Source organism: Pseudochelatococcus sp. B33 (genome assembly GCF_053570585.1).
On sequence record NZ_JBSEFH010000006.1, the window covers coordinates 24,893 to 40,852 of the forward strand.

Annotated in this window: 16 protein-coding genes, 1 tRNA gene and 1 pseudogene; 12 read left to right on the forward strand and 6 right to left on the reverse strand. The window is 65.6% G+C overall.

Translation table 11 applies throughout. From position 1 onward, the window contains the following. Window positions 1–25: 25 nt before the first annotated feature. Window positions 26–1,717, forward strand: a complete 1,692-nt coding sequence (locus ACUSIJ_RS07865; RefSeq protein ID WP_449307827.1) for a long-chain-fatty-acid--CoA ligase — start codon at window positions 26–28, stop codon at window positions 1,715–1,717. 71 nt (window positions 1,718–1,788) lie between these two features. On the opposite strand, the gene ACUSIJ_RS07870 is transcribed toward ACUSIJ_RS07865, so the two are convergent. Continuing rightward, on the reverse strand, window positions 1,789–2,091 hold the full coding sequence (locus ACUSIJ_RS07870; RefSeq protein ID WP_449308041.1) for a hypothetical protein: 303 nt from the start codon (window positions 2,089–2,091) through the stop codon (window positions 1,789–1,791). Then, window positions 2,092–2,195, reverse strand: a pseudogene (locus ACUSIJ_RS07875) (IS481 family transposase); the annotation flags it as partial. 255 nt (window positions 2,196–2,450) lie between these two features. On the opposite strand from ACUSIJ_RS07875, the gene ACUSIJ_RS07880 reads away from it, so the two are divergent. The 3 genes from ACUSIJ_RS07880 to ACUSIJ_RS07890 are packed head-to-tail and all read left to right on the forward strand — an operon-like array spanning window position 2,451 to window position 5,262. Beyond that, entirely contained in the window at window positions 2,451–2,972 is a 522-nt protein-coding gene (locus tag ACUSIJ_RS07880; protein WP_449307828.1) for a DUF3489 domain-containing protein, read from the forward strand. A gap of 5 nt (window positions 2,973–2,977) precedes the next feature. Next, window positions 2,978–3,490 carry a DUF2924 domain-containing protein gene (locus ACUSIJ_RS07885; RefSeq protein ID WP_449307829.1) on the forward strand — a complete coding sequence of 171 codons (513 nt, stop codon included), beginning with the start codon at window positions 2,978–2,980 and terminating at the stop codon, window positions 3,488–3,490. Continuing rightward, a complete protein-coding gene (locus ACUSIJ_RS07890) occupies window positions 3,487–5,262 on the forward strand; it encodes a recombinase family protein (protein WP_449307830.1) in 1,776 nt (591 codons plus the stop codon). Before ACUSIJ_RS07885 ends, ACUSIJ_RS07890 begins: the two co-directional genes overlap by 4 nt. A 277-nt stretch (window positions 5,263–5,539) precedes the next feature. On the opposite strand, the gene ACUSIJ_RS07895 is transcribed toward ACUSIJ_RS07890, so the two are convergent. Continuing rightward, a tRNA-Ala gene (locus ACUSIJ_RS07895) sits at window positions 5,540–5,615 on the reverse strand. 243 nt (window positions 5,616–5,858) lie between these two features. Here ACUSIJ_RS07895 and ACUSIJ_RS07900 point away from each other — a divergent pair. The 7 genes from ACUSIJ_RS07900 to ACUSIJ_RS07930 all read left to right on the forward strand — a co-directional run bounded on the left by ACUSIJ_RS07900 (window position 5,859) and on the right by ACUSIJ_RS07930 (window position 11,354). After that, window positions 5,859–6,149 carry a YggT family protein gene (locus tag ACUSIJ_RS07900; protein ID WP_449307831.1) on the forward strand — a complete coding sequence of 97 codons (291 nt, stop codon included), beginning with the start codon at window positions 5,859–5,861 and terminating at the stop codon, window positions 6,147–6,149. Between the two features lie 32 nt (window positions 6,150–6,181). After that, entirely contained in the window at window positions 6,182–6,550 is a 369-nt protein-coding gene (locus ACUSIJ_RS07905; RefSeq protein WP_449307832.1) for a DUF167 family protein, read from the forward strand. A 311-nt stretch (window positions 6,551–6,861) separates the two neighbouring features. Further along, complete coding sequence (gene sdhC, locus ACUSIJ_RS07910; protein ID WP_449308033.1) at window positions 6,862–7,269, forward strand: succinate dehydrogenase, cytochrome b556 subunit; 408 nt, start codon at window positions 6,862–6,864, stop codon at window positions 7,267–7,269. Window positions 7,270–7,291: 22 nt separating this feature from the next. Then, the gene (sdhD, locus tag ACUSIJ_RS07915; RefSeq protein ID WP_449307833.1) at window positions 7,292–7,687 is read left to right on the forward strand and encodes a succinate dehydrogenase, hydrophobic membrane anchor protein; all 396 of its coding nucleotides are present in this window, start codon (window positions 7,292–7,294) and stop codon (window positions 7,685–7,687) included. Between the two features lie 2 nt (window positions 7,688–7,689). Next, window positions 7,690–9,510 carry a succinate dehydrogenase flavoprotein subunit gene (gene sdhA, locus ACUSIJ_RS07920; RefSeq protein ID WP_449307834.1) on the forward strand — a complete coding sequence of 607 codons (1,821 nt, stop codon included), beginning with the start codon at window positions 7,690–7,692 and terminating at the stop codon, window positions 9,508–9,510. A gap of 103 nt (window positions 9,511–9,613) precedes the next feature. Continuing rightward, the gene (locus ACUSIJ_RS07925; RefSeq protein ID WP_449307835.1) at window positions 9,614–10,399 is read left to right on the forward strand and encodes a succinate dehydrogenase iron-sulfur subunit; all 786 of its coding nucleotides are present in this window, start codon (window positions 9,614–9,616) and stop codon (window positions 10,397–10,399) included. 205 nt (window positions 10,400–10,604) lie between these two features. Further along, entirely contained in the window at window positions 10,605–11,354 is a 750-nt protein-coding gene (locus ACUSIJ_RS07930) for an AprI/Inh family metalloprotease inhibitor (RefSeq protein WP_449307836.1), read from the forward strand. A gap of 75 nt (window positions 11,355–11,429) precedes the next feature. Here the strand turns inward: ACUSIJ_RS07930 and folD are convergent, their stop codons facing one another. From folD to rpmE, 3 genes are all read right to left on the reverse strand, one after another. After that, window positions 11,430–12,308, reverse strand: coding sequence for a bifunctional methylenetetrahydrofolate dehydrogenase/methenyltetrahydrofolate cyclohydrolase FolD (gene folD / locus ACUSIJ_RS07935; protein ID WP_449307837.1), 879 nt, complete (start codon window positions 12,306–12,308; stop codon window positions 11,430–11,432). A 5-nt stretch (window positions 12,309–12,313) separates the two neighbouring features. After that, entirely contained in the window at window positions 12,314–13,174 is an 861-nt protein-coding gene (gene purU / locus ACUSIJ_RS07940; protein ID WP_449307838.1) for a formyltetrahydrofolate deformylase, read from the reverse strand. A 242-nt stretch (window positions 13,175–13,416) separates the two neighbouring features. Further along, entirely contained in the window at window positions 13,417–13,650 is a 234-nt protein-coding gene (rpmE, locus tag ACUSIJ_RS07945) for a 50S ribosomal protein L31 (protein ID WP_449307839.1), read from the reverse strand. A 266-nt stretch (window positions 13,651–13,916) separates the two neighbouring features. Here rpmE and ACUSIJ_RS07950 point away from each other — a divergent pair, with 266 nt between their 5' ends. Continuing rightward, window positions 13,917–15,839, forward strand: a complete 1,923-nt coding sequence (locus ACUSIJ_RS07950; protein WP_449307840.1) for an ABC transporter transmembrane domain-containing protein — start codon at window positions 13,917–13,919, stop codon at window positions 15,837–15,839. Window positions 15,840–15,960 lie beyond the last annotated feature (121 nt).

Consider the following 15,960-nt stretch of genomic DNA (forward strand, 5'->3'; position numbering starts at 1 on the left):
GATACATTTACCGGAGACAAGAAAAATGACCAAAGCGAAACGCCCATACCGGATCATCCAGGGCTGCCCCTCCACCATGGGCGACGATTACCAGCTCAACACCACGTCCCTGATCCGGCACACTGCCAGGACCCATCCCGAGCAGGAGATCGTCTATCGCAACGGGGACGGCGGTTGGGACCGCTACACCTACGATGCATGCTACCGGCGTATCAAGCGCGGCGCCAATGCGCTCGCGGGCATCGGCGTCACCCCGGGCGACCGCGTCGGCGTGCTCGACTGGAACACCCGCCGCCATTTCGAGCTTTACTACTCGGTTCCCGGCCTCGGCGCCGTCATGCTCCAGCTCAACCAGCGGCTTGGCCCGGAAGACCTCGCCTATGTCGTCACGCATAGCGACACACGCTTCATCGCCGTCGACGAAAGCCTGCTGCCGATCGCCGAGACGCTGGCCCCCCTCGCCCCAAACGTCAGGGGATGGATCGTGATGAGCGACAAGCCGCTTGCCGAGATCACGACCAGTCTTTCTCCCGTCTACCACTACGAAGATCTGTTGGCCAACGCAGACGAAGCGATCGAATGGCCGATGATCGACGAGCGCTCCGCCTGGGGCGCCTGCTACACCACGGGAACGACGGGCAGGCCCAAAGGCGTCTACTACTCACACAGGTCTGTCTACCTTCACGCCATGATGCTGGCGACGACGCTCGAAATGACTCTCGACGACTGCACGATGCTGATCACACCGATGTTCCACGGGCAATGTTGGGGCCTGCCGCAGGCGGCGACCTTCACCGCCAACAAGATCGTGCTGCCGGGCCGCTACGTCATGGAGGACACCGCGCCGCTGACGGATGCGATGATCGCAGAAGGCGTGACCGTGACCAACGGCGCCCCTGCCATCTTCCTGCCCATGCTGCGCTATATCGAAACGCTGCCGGAAAAGCCCGACCTCAGGCGTCTGCGCATGCTTTCCGGCGCCACAGAGCCGCCATTGTCGATGATGCGCGGCTTCCACGAGCTGACAGGCGCGGAGATCGTGCATGCTTACGGCGCAACGGAAACGTCACCCATCATCGCCCTGAACCGGTTCAAGCCCTCCGTGAAGCGGCGTCTCAGTGCCGAGGAACGCTGGAACCTCAAGCGCAAGCAAGGACTGATGGCCCCGGGTGTTGACTTCCTGATCCTGGACGCGGACAACCGCGCCCTTCCCCACGACGGCGTCACAGTTGGTGAAATCTGTGTGCGCGGTCCCTGGATCACCGCCCGTTACCACGACATGCCGGATGACGGAGACCGTTTCATCGACGGTTACTGGCGCAGCGGCGACGTCGGCACGATCGATCCCGACGGTTACGTGAAGGTCACGGACCGCATCAAGGATGTCGTGAAGTCGGGCGGCGAATGGATATCGTCGATCGACATGGAAAACGCCCTGGTTGGGCACCCGGCGGTGCTCGAGGCCGCGGTGATCGGCGTCCAGCACCCTAAATGGCAGGAGCGGCCACTGGCGCTCGTGGTGCTCAAACCGGGGGAGGAAGCGAGCGCCGAAGACTTGCGGGAACACCTTCTGGGCAGCTTTGCAAAATGGCAGTTGCCGGACGAGATCCTGTTCCTCGACAGGATTCCGCGCACCAGTGTGGGCAAGTTCGATAAAAAGGTGATCCGGACGGTCTACGCCGATCGCTATACGGCCGATCCGGCGCAGAAGGGTTGACCCACACGGTCCGCATCGCGTCGAGATGCGTCTCTCCAACTGTAAACAACGCCGTAAAGCCGGAACCGCCCTCACATCGGATCCCTGCCGGTCAGCGGGTGGTTCCGCAGGGCTGTCATGAAATGCTGCATCGGGCGGGTCGGGGTCCAGCGGGCGCGCGACGCTGCGGCGAGCGGCATGGGTTCGCCGAGTTCGAAAGGCAGGATCGCGAAATGCTTCCGGAACGTCCGGGTTTCCGCGTAATCGGCGCTGACGATGCCGATCGCATCCGTCGAGGCCACGATGCCGGCCACCAGCGGATAGTTCTCGAGAATATGCACCTGCTGCATCACCGACCCCTTCTGCGGATCGAGTAGCCCGAACACACGCTCCATGTAGACACGGACAGCTTGTGCGCGAGACAACCGGCCACTGATAACGCCGACGCCATTTCCTCTCGACGCAAGGGCGTCAGTCGGGCATTCTTGTGTATGTTCATTCGGAGCGATCCTGGAAAACTGAGGTGTGGTAACTCCAGTCTCCGAAATCCGCTCCGAATGGACAACCTCCTGAAAGCTCACAGCTAGCTTGGTAGCCGCTGGACTTTGGTGCACAAGCGAGCATAATGTCGTGCTAACAGTAACGGGGTCGCTGAAGCGCCCCCTGCCGCTGAAGCTCACGGCCGGCCCGGATAGCGGGCTTTCGTCAGTACAGGCGCTGGATGATCCGGTGGCTGTACTGACGGAGAGCCAACATGGCATTGATCAACACCATCACATCCGCCCTTGCAAATGACGAAGATGCTGTTCCGGATGGCGGGCGGGTCTTGCAGAAACAAGCGGAAGCAAGCCTGAAAACCAGGCAAAAAACCGGGCACGAGAGAAACCCGGAAACCATCGCATCGGCAGCGGGGAAGTCGGCCCCCATGAAGGCCGAGCCCGAGAAGCGGAGCCCAGCCCCTCGAACGAGCGTCGCTCAAGGGCAAGGAATAGCCGTTGCCACAGCGGTGAATTCTAACCGGGCCAGATGGCCCCACAGGGCCACTACCCCCGCCCAAAAAAAGACCGATATCGTCCTTAAAAAACTGCGTCTGGCGAGGGGCGTGACGATCGCCCAGCTTGCCGAGGCCACAGGCTGGCAGCTCCATTCGGTGCGTGGCTTCTTGTCGGGAACGGTCAAGAAGAAGCTCGGCCTGAGGCTGATCTCCGATACCGGTAGGGACGGCATCCGCCGATACCGAATCGACGACGGCGGCACAAGCGGCAAGGCCGGGTGATCCTCATGAGAAAGATTTTTGCGCTGGACGAGGAGGTCGGCGCGATCGGCGACCTCTCGCGGGAGGAACTGGCTGCACGTTGGATCAAGGCCCATGGCCATCCGCCACCCGTCGGCGTGCGGAACGCTCTTCTGATCCACTCGGCGACGTGGCATCTGCAGGCAAGGTGGCTGGGTGGTTTCAAGCCTGAGACGAGGCGACGTTTGAAGGAGGCGATGCGGCAACGTGAAGAGCGGATCGCAGGAAAGAAGGAAGGCGCCGCAGGCCCGATCGATGATGCCGATCTTGGTCCGACCGATGTGCTGCCGCTGGTAACCAGCCTGGAGATCACCACCCGGAAACGCCAGATCCTGCGCCCCGGTGCCCGGTTGTTGCGTGAGTGGAATGGCCGCACTCACATCGTCGACGTCATCGAAAATGGTTTCGTCCATGAGGCGAAGATCTATCGTTCGCTGACGGCGATCGCCCGTGCGATAACCGGCACGCATTGGTCCGGGCCGAGGTTCTTCGGGTTATGAGGGGAAATGGCACAACGAGGAGCCCCGCCAGTAGTAGCGGCAGGAACAACACCAATGGAAATGGCTCCCCCCGCTCATCGCAGCCCCGACAGCGCTGCGCGATCTATACCCGCAAATCGAGCGAGGAAGGGCTCGATCAGGAGTTCAACTCGCTCGATGCCCAGCACGAAGCCTGCGCCGCCTTCATCGCCTCGCAATCCGGCCTCGGCTGGAAGCTGGTCCCCGACCGCTATGATGATGGCGGTATCTCGGGCGGCACGATGGAACGACCGTCCTTGCAGCGCCTGCTACAGAACATCCGGGAGCGGAAGGTCGACGTCGTGGTGGTCTACAAGATCGACCGGCTCACCCGCTCGCTGATGGATTTCGCCAGGATCGTCGAGATTTTTGACGCGAGCGGCGTCTCCTTCGTTTCCGTCACCCAGCAGTTCAACACCACCACGTCCATGGGCAGGCTGACGCTCAACGTCCTGCTCTCCTTCGCCCAGTTCGAACGCGAGGTAACGGCGGAGCGCATCCGCGACAAGATCGCCGCCTCGCGCAGGAAGGGCATCTGGATGGGTGGTACGGTACCGCTCGGTTATCGCGTCGAGAACCGCAAGCTGATCGTCGATGAGGGCGGGGCAGAAAAGGTGCGGCATCTGTTCAGCCGCTATCTCGAACTGGGATCGGTGGTGGAACTTGCCAAGGAGGTCGATGGTCAGGGCGACAAGCTCGCTCCGCAACACGCACCCATGAGCAGGGGCCGGCTCCATCGGTTGCTGTCGAACCCAGTCTATATCGGCAAGGCACGCTATCATGGCGAGGTCTATGAGGGAGAGCACGAGGGGATCATCGATCCGGCCATGTTCGAGGCGGCACAACCCCTGCTCGCAGACAAGTCCCGGAAAAGAAAATACCGATCATACAGCCTGGACATCCATCTGCTGACCGGTCTCGTGGTCGATGACACCGGCGACGGGCTCGGTCCGACCCACGCCTATAATCACGGCAAGCGCTACCGTTATTATGTCTCGCGTCGTCTCAGGCACGATCCGTCCAGCAAGGAAGGGAGCTGGCGCATCGCGGCCGGCGAACTGGAAGGGATTGTCCTGAGGCAGGCCTGTGAAATTTTGCTGGATCGAACCCTGATTGCAATCTGGTTGCAGGAGTACGCTGTCCCCGCCGATCGCATCGAGGGGGCATTGTCGGCCGCTTCGGCAATGGCAGCCGCCCTGCAGAACGATGCGGTGTCTGAACCGCGGAAGAAGATTCTCCATGCGCTTTTCCGAAGGATCGCGCTTTCGCCCCACAAGATCAGCTTCGAGGTCCGTAAACAGACGCTGGTCAGCCACCTGCTTGCGTCGACGGGTCGGGAACCCGTCGACTGTCGGGATCAACTATCCCAAGATCCGACAACCGAAGATGCGGCGGAAACATGCGTGATCGATCGGCCGGTTGCGATCAAGCGGCGGGGACTGGAGGCGCGCATCGTCATCAACGGAACCGCGCGGGAACCTGAGGCGTCGCTGATCGATTTGCTGGCGCGCGCCCATCTCTATCTCGCCCGGCTCACGGATGGCTCGGTATCATCGATTGTGGAACTGGCGCGTGAGCTCGGCGTTTATCGTGCCGACATCAGCCGTATCCTGCCCCTCGCCTTCCTGTCGCCGGCGATCACCGATGCGATTCTGACTGGGCGTCAACCGGCAGACCTCACCGCCCGCACCCTGGCGCGGTCCATCGATGTCCCGTATCTCTGGTCGGAACAGGCCGACACGCTCGGAATGTAAACGAAGGCATCGGCCGAATCAGTCGGCTCGCCCGACGCCCGGCACCCATAATCGATCCCTCCGGACAGCCCGCTACATCCCGGCGATCACCTAGCATCGTGTGGCAGGCCAAGTGGTCACGGAAATGGCCCGGCAGAGACGGAGCCTGAGGAGAGGGTGGAAACAGGGCAGGAAGGCCCCGCAACGGCCACCCGGGCAGAGACTGTCCCGGCTAACCTGCGGAAATGTCGTATCCTTTGGAAACCGGATACGAAAAACCCCGCCGGAGCGGGGTAACTGGTGGAGCTGATGAGATTCGAACTCACGACCTCTGCAGTGCGATTGCAGCGCTCTCCCAACTGAGCTACAGCCCCAATGGATGGGCGTTGTATGATCCCGTTCGTCCGCTGTCAATCGCCTGTCCGCTTCCATCCGCGTGATTTTGCACATTTGCCCGCCAGCCTCCGGCATCGGCCGTCCGGCCGGGAACGGCGGCGGATTTCCGGGAGCCGGAGAGGCCGCGCCTGCCGCTTCTTCTCTGGCTCTTGCCCGCGATGACAGATATATAGGTCGGACGATATCCCTTCCCGTCAGTCCTTGCGGTTTCAGGAGACGACATGCAATCGGTGCTCGACGTCGTTCAGCTTGTGCTGAACCTCTACACGTACGTCATTATCGCCAGCGCCATCTTCAGTTGGCTGATCGCCTTCGACGTCGTGAACACCCGCAACCGCTTCGTCCACTCCGTCGTCAGCTTTCTGTATCAGGCGACCGAACCGCTGCTGCGGCCGATTCGCAACCTGCTGCCGAACCTTGGCGGCATCGACATCTCGCCGGTGATCCTGCTGCTGCTGGTGTTCTTCCTGCAAAGCTTCATCGAGCGCTATCTGCGGCCGGCCCTGCCCTGATTCGCAACCCGGTTCCCACTGGCAACTCCCTAATGGACGCATCGGACGACAAAGCTTTGCCATGGCGGATCATCGACGGCGGCGCGACCGTCGCCGTGCGGCTGACGCCAAGAGGCGGCCGCGACGCCATCGACGGGCCGGGAGAGCTCTCCGACGGCCGCAAGGTGCTCCTCGCGCGCGTGCGGCAGGCCCCCGAGGACGGCGCCGCCAACGCGGCGCTGCTCAAACTGCTCGCCAAGAGCGCCGGGATTCCGGCCTCGGCCGCCGAAATTGTGTCCGGCCACACATCGCGCATCAAGATCGTGCGGCTCAACGGCGACGGTCCCGGCATCGTCGGCGCCCTCGCCGCTCACGCGGATCTCGCCCACGCCGCGCCCGCGCCCCGCGGCAGAAAACACTGAAGGCAGGAAACACTGAGACAAGAAAGGCCGGGACAGGCGCGGCCGCGCCGTTCGCCCTCCCCTGGCTGTCGCGAAGCGGCGCGGCGCATACCCCTCGCCCGGCCAGGGCAGATGACAACTCCCAAAATTTGTCACCAGCGATTCGCTCCATTCCGTTGCTAACCTGCTACGGATTAGATACGAAGCATTGCAACTTCGAGTAGCTCTAGACTATCGAGTTTGCGCCAGCCCGTGTCCGGTTCGCTCCATCCGGGAGCCATGGCGGCGGGACAGGGCGACAATGCATGGCGATCATGGAGGAGACCAGGATCATGGCCGAGGCGAAAGCCCCCGCGCGCGCAGCGGAACGACCGCTGTCGCCTCACCTGCAGATTTACAGCCTGACATGGACGATGGCCATGTCAGTGGTGCACCGGGCGACGGGCATCGCGCTCTATGCCGGAACGCTGCTTCTGGTCTACTGGCTGGTTTCCCTCGCCGCGGGTCCCGAGGCTTTCGCCACGGCGCGCGAGGTCTTCGGCTCGGTGGTCGGGCGCGTCGTGCTGTTCGGCTACACCTGGGCGCTGCTGCACCACATGGCCGGCGGCATCCGGCACTTCGTCTGGGATCTCGGCTACGGCTATGAACCCAAGATACGCTTCGCGCTGGCGCGCGGCACGCTGATCGCCTCCCTCATCCTCACCGTGCTGGTCTGGGTGATCGGCCTGAGCGTCGGCTGACCGGGGACAGGAGGAGATCGACATGGGCCAGTTTCATTTCTCCATTCGCACGCCGGTCAAGGCCGTCCGCGGCCTCGGGTCCGCGAAGTCCGGCACGGAGCATTTCTGGCGCCAGCGCCTCACCGCCATCGCGCTGGTGCCGCTCGCGCTCGCCTTCGTCGCCATCGTGATCTGCGCCTCGACGCGCGACTACGAGGCGGCCCGCACGCTCGTCTCCCATCCGCTGACGGCGATCGTCCTGCTGCTGTTCGTCGTCACCGGCACGATCCACGCCAAGATCGGGGCGCAGGTCATCATCGAGGATTATATCCATCACGAGGGGATCAAGGTTCTGGCGGTGATCGCCAACGTCCTGTTCACGGCGGTGGTGGCGGTCGCCGCGGTGTTCGCCGTTCTCAAGATTTCGTTCGGGGTGTAATGATGGCCACGCTTTCCTCTCCTGCCGCGATCGGCAACGCCTATCCGATCACCGACCACACGTTCGATGTGGTGGTGGTCGGCGCCGGGGGTGCTGGCCTGCGCGCCACTGTCGGCTGTTCCCAGGCGGGCCTGCGCACGGCCTGCGTCACCAAGGTGTTCCCCACCCGCTCGCACACGGTCGCGGCGCAAGGCGGCATCTCCGCCTCGCTCGGCAATATGGGCGAGGACAACTGGCAATGGCACATGTACGACACCGTCAAGGGGTCGGACTGGCTCGGCGACCAGGACGCCATCGAATATCTGGTGCGCAACGCCCCCGCCGCCGTCTACGAGCTGGAGCACTGGGGCGTGCCCTTCTCGCGCACCGAGGAAGGCAAGATCTACCAGCGCCCGTTCGGCGGCATGACGACGCATTTCGGCAAGGGCACGGCCCAGCGCACCTGCGCGGCCGCCGACCGCACCGGCCACGCCATGCTGCACACCCTCTACGGCCAGGCGGTGAAGCACGACACCGAGTTCTTCATCGAATATTTCGCCATCGACCTCATCGTGGACGAGGAAGGGCGCGTGCGCGGCGTCGTGGCGCTCAAGCTCGACGACGGCACCATCCACCGCTTCCGGGCCCAGCTCGTGATCCTCGCCACCGGCGGCTACGGCCGCACGTACTTCTCGGCCACCTCGGCCCACACCTGCACGGGCGACGGCAACGCCATGGTGCTGCGCGCCGGCCTGCCGCTACAGGACATGGAGTTCGTGCAGTTCCACCCCACCGGCATCTACGGCGCCGGCTGCCTCATCACCGAGGGCGCGCGCGGCGAAGGCGGCTATCTCACCAACTCCGAGGGCGAGCGCTTCATGGAGCGCTACGCGCCCTCCGCCAAGGATCTCGCCTCGCGCGACGTCGTGTCGCGCTCGATGACGATCGAGATCCGCGAGGGCCGGGGCGTGGGCAAGAACAAGGACCACATCTACCTGCACCTCGACCACCTCGACCCGGCGATCCTGGCCGAGCGCCTGCCCGGCATCTCCGAATCGGCGCATATCTTCGCCGGCGTCGACGTGACGAAGGAGCCGATCCCGGTGCTGCCGACGGTGCACTACAACATGGGCGGCATCCCGACCAACTTCCACGGCGAGGTGGTCACCAAGCGCGGCGGCGATCCCGATTCGGTCGTGCCCGGCCTGATGGCGCTGGGCGAAGCGGCCTGCGTGTCGGTGCACGGCGCGAACCGCCTCGGCTCGAACTCGCTGATCGACCTCGTGGTGTTCGGCCGCGCCGCCGGCCTCCGGGCGGCCGAGATCGTCAGGGCGGGCGAGAAGCAGCCGGAACTGCCGAAGGATTCGGCCGATCTCGCCCTGTCGCGGCTCGACCGCTTCCGCAACGCCGCGGGCGGCACGCCGACGGCGAAGCTGCGCCTCAACATGCAGCGCACCATGCAGTCGAACTGCGCCGTGTTCCGCACCGGCGAGGTGCTGGCCGAGGGCGTCAAGCTCATTCACGACGTGTGGTCGTCGGCCTCCGACATCGCCGTCACCGACCGGTCGCTGATCTGGAATTCGGACCTCGTCGAGACGCTGGAGTTCGATAACCTCATCACCCAGGCCGTAGTGACCATGGAAAGCGCGCTCAACCGCCTGGAGAGCCGCGGCGCCCACGCGCGCGAGGACTATCCCGACCGCGACGACGTGAACTGGATGAAGCACACGCTGTCGTGGCTCGACACCCATTCCCACCAGGTGACGCTCGATTATCGGCCGGTGCACACCTACACGATGTCGAACGAGATCCAGTACATCGAGCCCAAGGCGCGCGTTTATTGATAGGCGCGCGCTGACCGGGGCGCGCGTCCGCCGGGGCGCGTGTCTGTCGAGGCTCGCTTTTAATGATGCGGCCCGAGCGGCTTAGCGGAGAGAGTTAAAGACAATGGCTGAGTTCAGGCTTCCGAAAAACTCCCGGGTGACGTCGGGCAAGGTTTGGCCTGCCCCTCAGGGCGCCACGCGGACCACGCTGTTCAACATCTACCGCTACGATCCCGACACGGGCGACAATCCGCGCCTCGACAGCTACCATGTCGATCGTGACGACTGCGGGCCGATGGTGCTCGATGCGCTGATCTGGATCAAGAACATCGTCGATCCGACGCTGACTTTCCGCCGCTCCTGCCGCGAGGGCATCTGCGGCTCGTGCGCCATGAACATCTCGGGCACCAACACGCTGGCCTGCACGCGCGGCATCGACGAGGTGGAGAAGAACGGCATCGTCAACATCTATCCCCTGCCGCACATGCCGGTGGTGAAGGATCTGGTGCCCGACCTGACGCGCTTCTACGCGCAGCACGCCTCGGTGGAGCCGTGGCTGCACACCGTGACGCCCGCGCCCGAGAAGGAATGGCGCCAGAGCCACGAGGACCGGCAGAAGCTCGACGGCCTCTACGAGTGCATCCTGTGCGCCTGCTGCTCGACGTCGTGCCCGAGCTACTGGTGGAACGGCGACCGCTATCTCGGCCCCGCCGCGCTGCTGCAGGCGTATCGCTGGCTGATCGACAGCCGCGACGAATCGACCGGCGAGCGGCTCGACGACCTGGAAGATCCCTTCCGCCTCTATCGCTGCCACACCATCATGAACTGCGCCAACGCCTGCCCGAAGGGCCTCAACCCGGCGAAGGCGATTGCCGAAATCAAGCAGATGATGGTCGCGCGGCAGGTGTGACCGCCGACTGCCCGGCCGATATCCCGATCACGCTCGATAATGGCGCGTTCTGTTGCAGGAATGCGCCATTATCGATTCACTTGGATTGACCGGATCACATTCTTCTCCAGTTTTGTTAATGTTCGTGACACACAATGCTGCTCAGGATGAGGTGGGACGGAAGCCACCCGTCTTCCCGGCGTGTGCGTGATGGTGAGGAATCAATATGGCCCGAGGGATTGAATCAGCGGGGAGCGTGCCCGGTTTTGCCTGTGGCCCCGATGTTGTCGCGCGGATCTTCCGGCTTGTCCGGTCGCAGTCGGCCGTCAGGGCGCTGCTGGCCATTCCACCCATGCTGGCGCTGGCCGCGTGCGCCGATTCGGCACGCTTCGCCTCCGGCGGCCCGTATGGGGCGGTGCCCTACGGCAGCCCGCGCGTCATCGCCGCGCCGGTGGACGATATCGTCCCCGCGCCTTCCAACCGGCCGTCCTCGGCGGTGATCTCCGCGCCGCTGCCGCCTGCGCCGGGCACCGTGGTCGCGCCGGAAACGCAGCTGCCCGGTGCGCCCGGCGATCCCTCTGCAGACCTGTCGCTCGGGCAGGATCCCGATGCCGCGCTCGCGGGGACGACGCCCGGCCAGGTGGCCGCGCTGCCGCCGGCAACGCCCCCCGCGGCGGCCCCGCCGCCGGCCGTCGCCCCGACGCGCACCTCCATGACCGGAAGCTGGCGGGCAAGCGAAGCCGCCGGCAGCTCCTGCCGGGTGACGCTGTCCAGCTCGCCCTCGCTCGATCTCTACAGGGCGTCGTCCAGCGGCTGCTCGTCGCAGGATCTGCAGAGCGTCAACGCGTGGGATCTGCGCGGCAACGAGGTCTATCTCTATGCGCGCGGCAACGTGGTGGCGCGGCTGCGCGGCGGCGGCGGCAACTTCAATGGCGTGCTGGCCAAGTCCGGCGCACCCGTCAGCCTGTCGCGCTGATCCGCCGCATCGAACCAAAAAGTGTGCGCACTTTTTGGAAAAATTTGATGCGTAGGCAAAGAGATTGCGGACCGTTCAGCCTCTCACACGGCGCGCCCGGAACGCCTGTAGCGTGTTGCGCAGCAGGCAGGCGATGGTCATGGGGCCGACGCCGCCGGGCACGGGCGTGATCGCGCCGGCGACCGTACGCGCTTCCTCGAAGGCGACGTCGCCGACGAGGCGGCCCTTCGCCGCGCCCGGCTCCGGCGGCAGGCGGTTGATGCCCACATCGATGACGGTCGCGCCCGGCTTGATCCAGTCGCCGCGCACGAGCTCCGGCCGCCCCACGGCCGCCACCACGATATCCGCCCCGCGCACCACCGCAGGCAGGTCGCGCGTGCGCGAGTGGGCGATGGTGACGGTGGCGTTCTGTTGCAGCAGCAATTGCGCCACCGGCTTGCCGACGATGTTGGAGCGCCCTACCACCACCGCGGAGAGCCCCGTGAGATCCCGATGCACGCTCTGCAGCAGCAGCAGCGAGCCGAGCGGCGTGCACGCCACCAGCCCCGGCAGGCCGATCAGCAAACGGCCGGCATTGACGGGATGGAACCCGTCGACGTCCTTGGCCGGATCGATGGCCTCGATGACGCGGTTGGGGTCGATATGGCCGGGCAGCGGCAGCTGCACGAGAATGCCGTCGACGGCCTCATCGGCGTTGAGGCGCGCGATCAGGGCGAGCAGTTCGGCCTCGGACGCGTCGGCAGGCAGGCGGTGCTCGAAGGAGCGCATGCCGACCGCAACCGTCTGGCGGGCCTTGGAGCCGACATAGACCTCGCTCGCGGGGTCGTTGCCGACGAGCACGACCGCAAGCCCCGGCTCCAGGCCGGTGCGGGCGGCGATCTCGGCCACCTCTGCGGCGATGGTGTTGCGCAGGCGCTCTGCAATGGCCTTGCCGTCGATGATCTGGGCGCTCATTTGGCTTAATCCTTGAACACGACTGTCTTGCGGCCGTTGAGGATGACCCGGCCGTCGAGATGCCACGCCAGGGCGCGCGAGAGCACGCGCCGTTCGATGTCGCGGCCCTTGCGCACCAGCGCGTCGGGCGTGTCGTGATGGGTCACGCGCTCCACATCCTGCTCGATGATCGGACCCTCGTCGAGATCGCCGGTGACGTAATGGGCGGTCGCGCCGATGAGCTTCACGCCGCGCTCGTGCGCCTGATGATAGGGCTTCGCGCCCTTGAAGCCGGGCAGGAAGGAATGGTGGATGTTGATGCAGCGCCCCGCGAGCCGCGCCGCCAGCTCCGGCGAGAGGATCTGCATGTAGCGCGCCAGGATCACGAGATCGACCCGGCGCTCCTCGATGATGGTCCAGAGCTGCGCCTCCTGCGCGGCCTTGGTGTCCCTCGTCACCGGCAGGTAATCGAAGGGGATGCCATCGAAGTCGTGGTGCTGGTAGGTCTCGCGCGGATAGTTGGCCGCGATGCCGGCGATCGTCATGTTCAATTCGCCGATGCGCCAGCGATAGAGAATATCGGCGAGGCAATGGTCGAAGCGCGATACGAGGACGAGCACCCTGAGCGGCTGCGACACCGGGCGCATGAACCAGTCCATGCCGAACGCGTCCGCCACGGCGGCGAAACGCCCGCGCAGGGTCTCCAGATCGCCGCCGTTGACGAAATTGAACCCGATGCGGGCGAAGAATTTGCCGGTTTCGACGTCGTCGTGCTGGTGCGCTTCCTGGATATTGCCACCGCCCTCGAACAGGCAGCGCGCCACCGCCGCGACGATGCCGGGGCGGTTGCGGCAGGAGAGTGAAAGAAAATATCGTTCGTCCGGCATACGATACTCCCGTCCGCACGATGCGCCTGCCAGCGCGTGGAACGGACCCTGTTCTGGCGTCACTTGACGATGCTGCGATGCGGTTAGCACCTTTTCGCCCGATTCCCTAGAGCAGTTTGCGCCTCACTGCCGATGGGCCTGCGCATCGCAAAAAAGCCGGCCCCGCGAGGAGCCGGCTGTCATTGCGCGTGCCACCGCAAGTACTGTCGGAACGACCGGCGCTCCCAATACTGCCGCGTTGCTTACTTCTTGCCGAAGCTGATGCCGGCGAACTTGTTGTTGAAGCGCGAGACGCGGCCACCACGATCGAGGAGCTGCTGCGAGCCGCCGGTCCAGGCCGGGTGGCTCGACGGATCGATGTCGAGGTTCAGCGTGCCGTTCGGCTTGCCGTAGGTCGAGCGGGTGACGTACTTGGAGCCGTTCGTCAGCACCACCTCGATGAAGTGGTAGTCGGGATGGATGTCTTGTTTCGGCATGGCGCGGTCCTCGGATAAAGTCTCCGTCGAGGCCAGCCGGTGATCAGGCGACCTTTGACGACTATCGATGGTGAAAGTGAATCCGCGTTCCTATAGCGCAGGTCGGCCGGCGACACAAGCCGTCAGTTGCGGCGGCCGGCCGCGCCCGTGCGGGGCGAAGCGACACCTCGTCGCAGATTATAACGATTGCAGCGAACGGCTTGCGCTCCGCCGCCGACGCCCATATAGCCAACGCAGAATCATTGACGGGACGGGAGCTTTCAGGAGTGCGAACCGAAGCGCAAGCGGAATCGGCGGCAGCAGCCGGCTTTCCCGCCACGGACGGGCCGGCGAAGGGCGCCGGCGGCCAGAAGGCAGGCGATCAGAAGGCAGGCAGCCCGGAGCATGCGGGACACTCCACCGGGCAAGCGCTGCGCATCCTGCTGCCCTTCGCCTGGCGCTATCGCGGCCGCGTCGTCGCCGCGCTCGTCGCCCTCCTGGTCGCGGCGGGCGCCACCCTGGCGCTGCCGCTCGCCGTGCGCCGCGTCATCGACTACGGCTTCTCCGGTCTCGATACCTGGCTGATCAACGCCTATTTCCTCATGCTGGCCGTGGTGGTCGGCGTGCTCGCGCTGGCGAGCGCGACGCGGTACTATTTCGTCACCACGCTGGGCGAGCGGGTGGTGGCGGATCTGCGGACGGCGACCTTCCGGCATCTCGTCACCCTCGATCAGACGTTCTACGATACGGCACGCACCGGCGAGCTGACGTCGCGGCTCGCCGCCGACACCACCCAGATCAAGTCGGCCTTCGGCTCCAGCATTTCGCAGGCGCTGCGCAATCTGGTGATCTTCATCGGCGCGAGCGCCATGATGGTGATCACGAGCCCGCCCCTGTCGGCGCTGGTGCTCGCCGCCATTCCGCTGATCGTACTGCCGCTGGTGTTTTCGGGCCGGGGCGTGCGCAAACGCTCCCGCGCGGCGCAGGACACGCTCGCCGCCGCCACCGCCTACGCCACCGAGGCGATCGGCGCGGTGCGCACCATGCAGGCCTTCAACGCCGAAGCCCAGGCGACGGGGCATTTCCGCGATGCCGCCGAAGAGGCCTACGTCGCGGCGCGCCTCTCCGCGCGTGCGCGGGCGGCGCTGACGGCGGTCGCCCTCTTCCTCGTCGGCGCCAGCATCGTGGCCGTGCTGTGGTACGGGGCGCAGGCGGTGCTTGCCGGCGAGATGACCGGCGGCAGGCTGTCCCAGTTCGTGCTCTACGCGGTGCTCGCCGCCTCGTCGCTCGGCGAGCTCAGCCAGGTCTGGGGCGAGGTGTCGCAGACCGCGGGCGCGGCCGGACGGCTCAGCGAGATCCTCGCCACGCGCTCCGGGGTGGTCTCCCCCGCCGCGCCGCAGCCGCTGCCCGAGCCGCCGCTCGCCACGGTGGCGCTGGATCGCGTGCGCTTCGCCTATCCGACGCGGCCCGAAACCGCGGCGCTCGACGGCGTGGACATCCACGTGGCGCGCGGCGAACGGGTGGCGCTGGTCGGCCCCTCGGGCGCCGGCAAGAGCACCGTGTTCCAGCTTTTGCAACGGTTTTACGATCCACTGCAGGGCCGCGTGCTGATCGACCGCGTCGACGCGCGCGAGGCCGATCTTGCCGCCCTGCGCCGGCGATTCGCCATCGTGCCGCAGGATCCCGTGATCTTCGGCGCGAGCGTCGCCGACAACATCCGCTACGGTGCTCCGGAGGCGGATTTCGCGCGCATCGAGACCGCGGCGCGCCAGGCGGCGGCGCACGATTTCATCGCCGCCCTGCCGCAAGGATACGATACGCTCGTGGGCGAGCGCGGCGTGACGCTTTCCGGCGGGCAACGCCAGCGGCTCGCCATCGCCCGCGCCATCCTGCGCGACGCGCCGGTGCTGCTGCTCGACGAGGCGACGTCGGCGCTCGACGCCGAGAGCGAGCGGCTGGTGCAGGCCGCGCTCGACCGCCTGATGCAGGGCCGCACCACGCTGGTCATCGCCCATCGTCTCGCCACGGTCCTGTCCGCGGATCGCATCCTTGTGATGGATCGCGGCCGCATCGTGGAGGAAGGCACCCACGCCACGCTCGTGGCGGACGGCGGCCTCTATGCCCGCCTCGCCCGGCTCCAGTTCGGCGCGGCCGGGGAGCAGGCGCGCGCGTTCCCGCCCGCCGACCTGCCGGCGGCGCGGCAAGGCTGAGCGGACACGCGCTTTTGAATTTTCGCGGAAAGGCGATATACCCCCTCTTGCGATCGTCGGACAGTTAAGGCATCCGGTGTAGGGCAGGCGCAAGCGGCGCGGCGCCGCCTCCCCTGCGCAC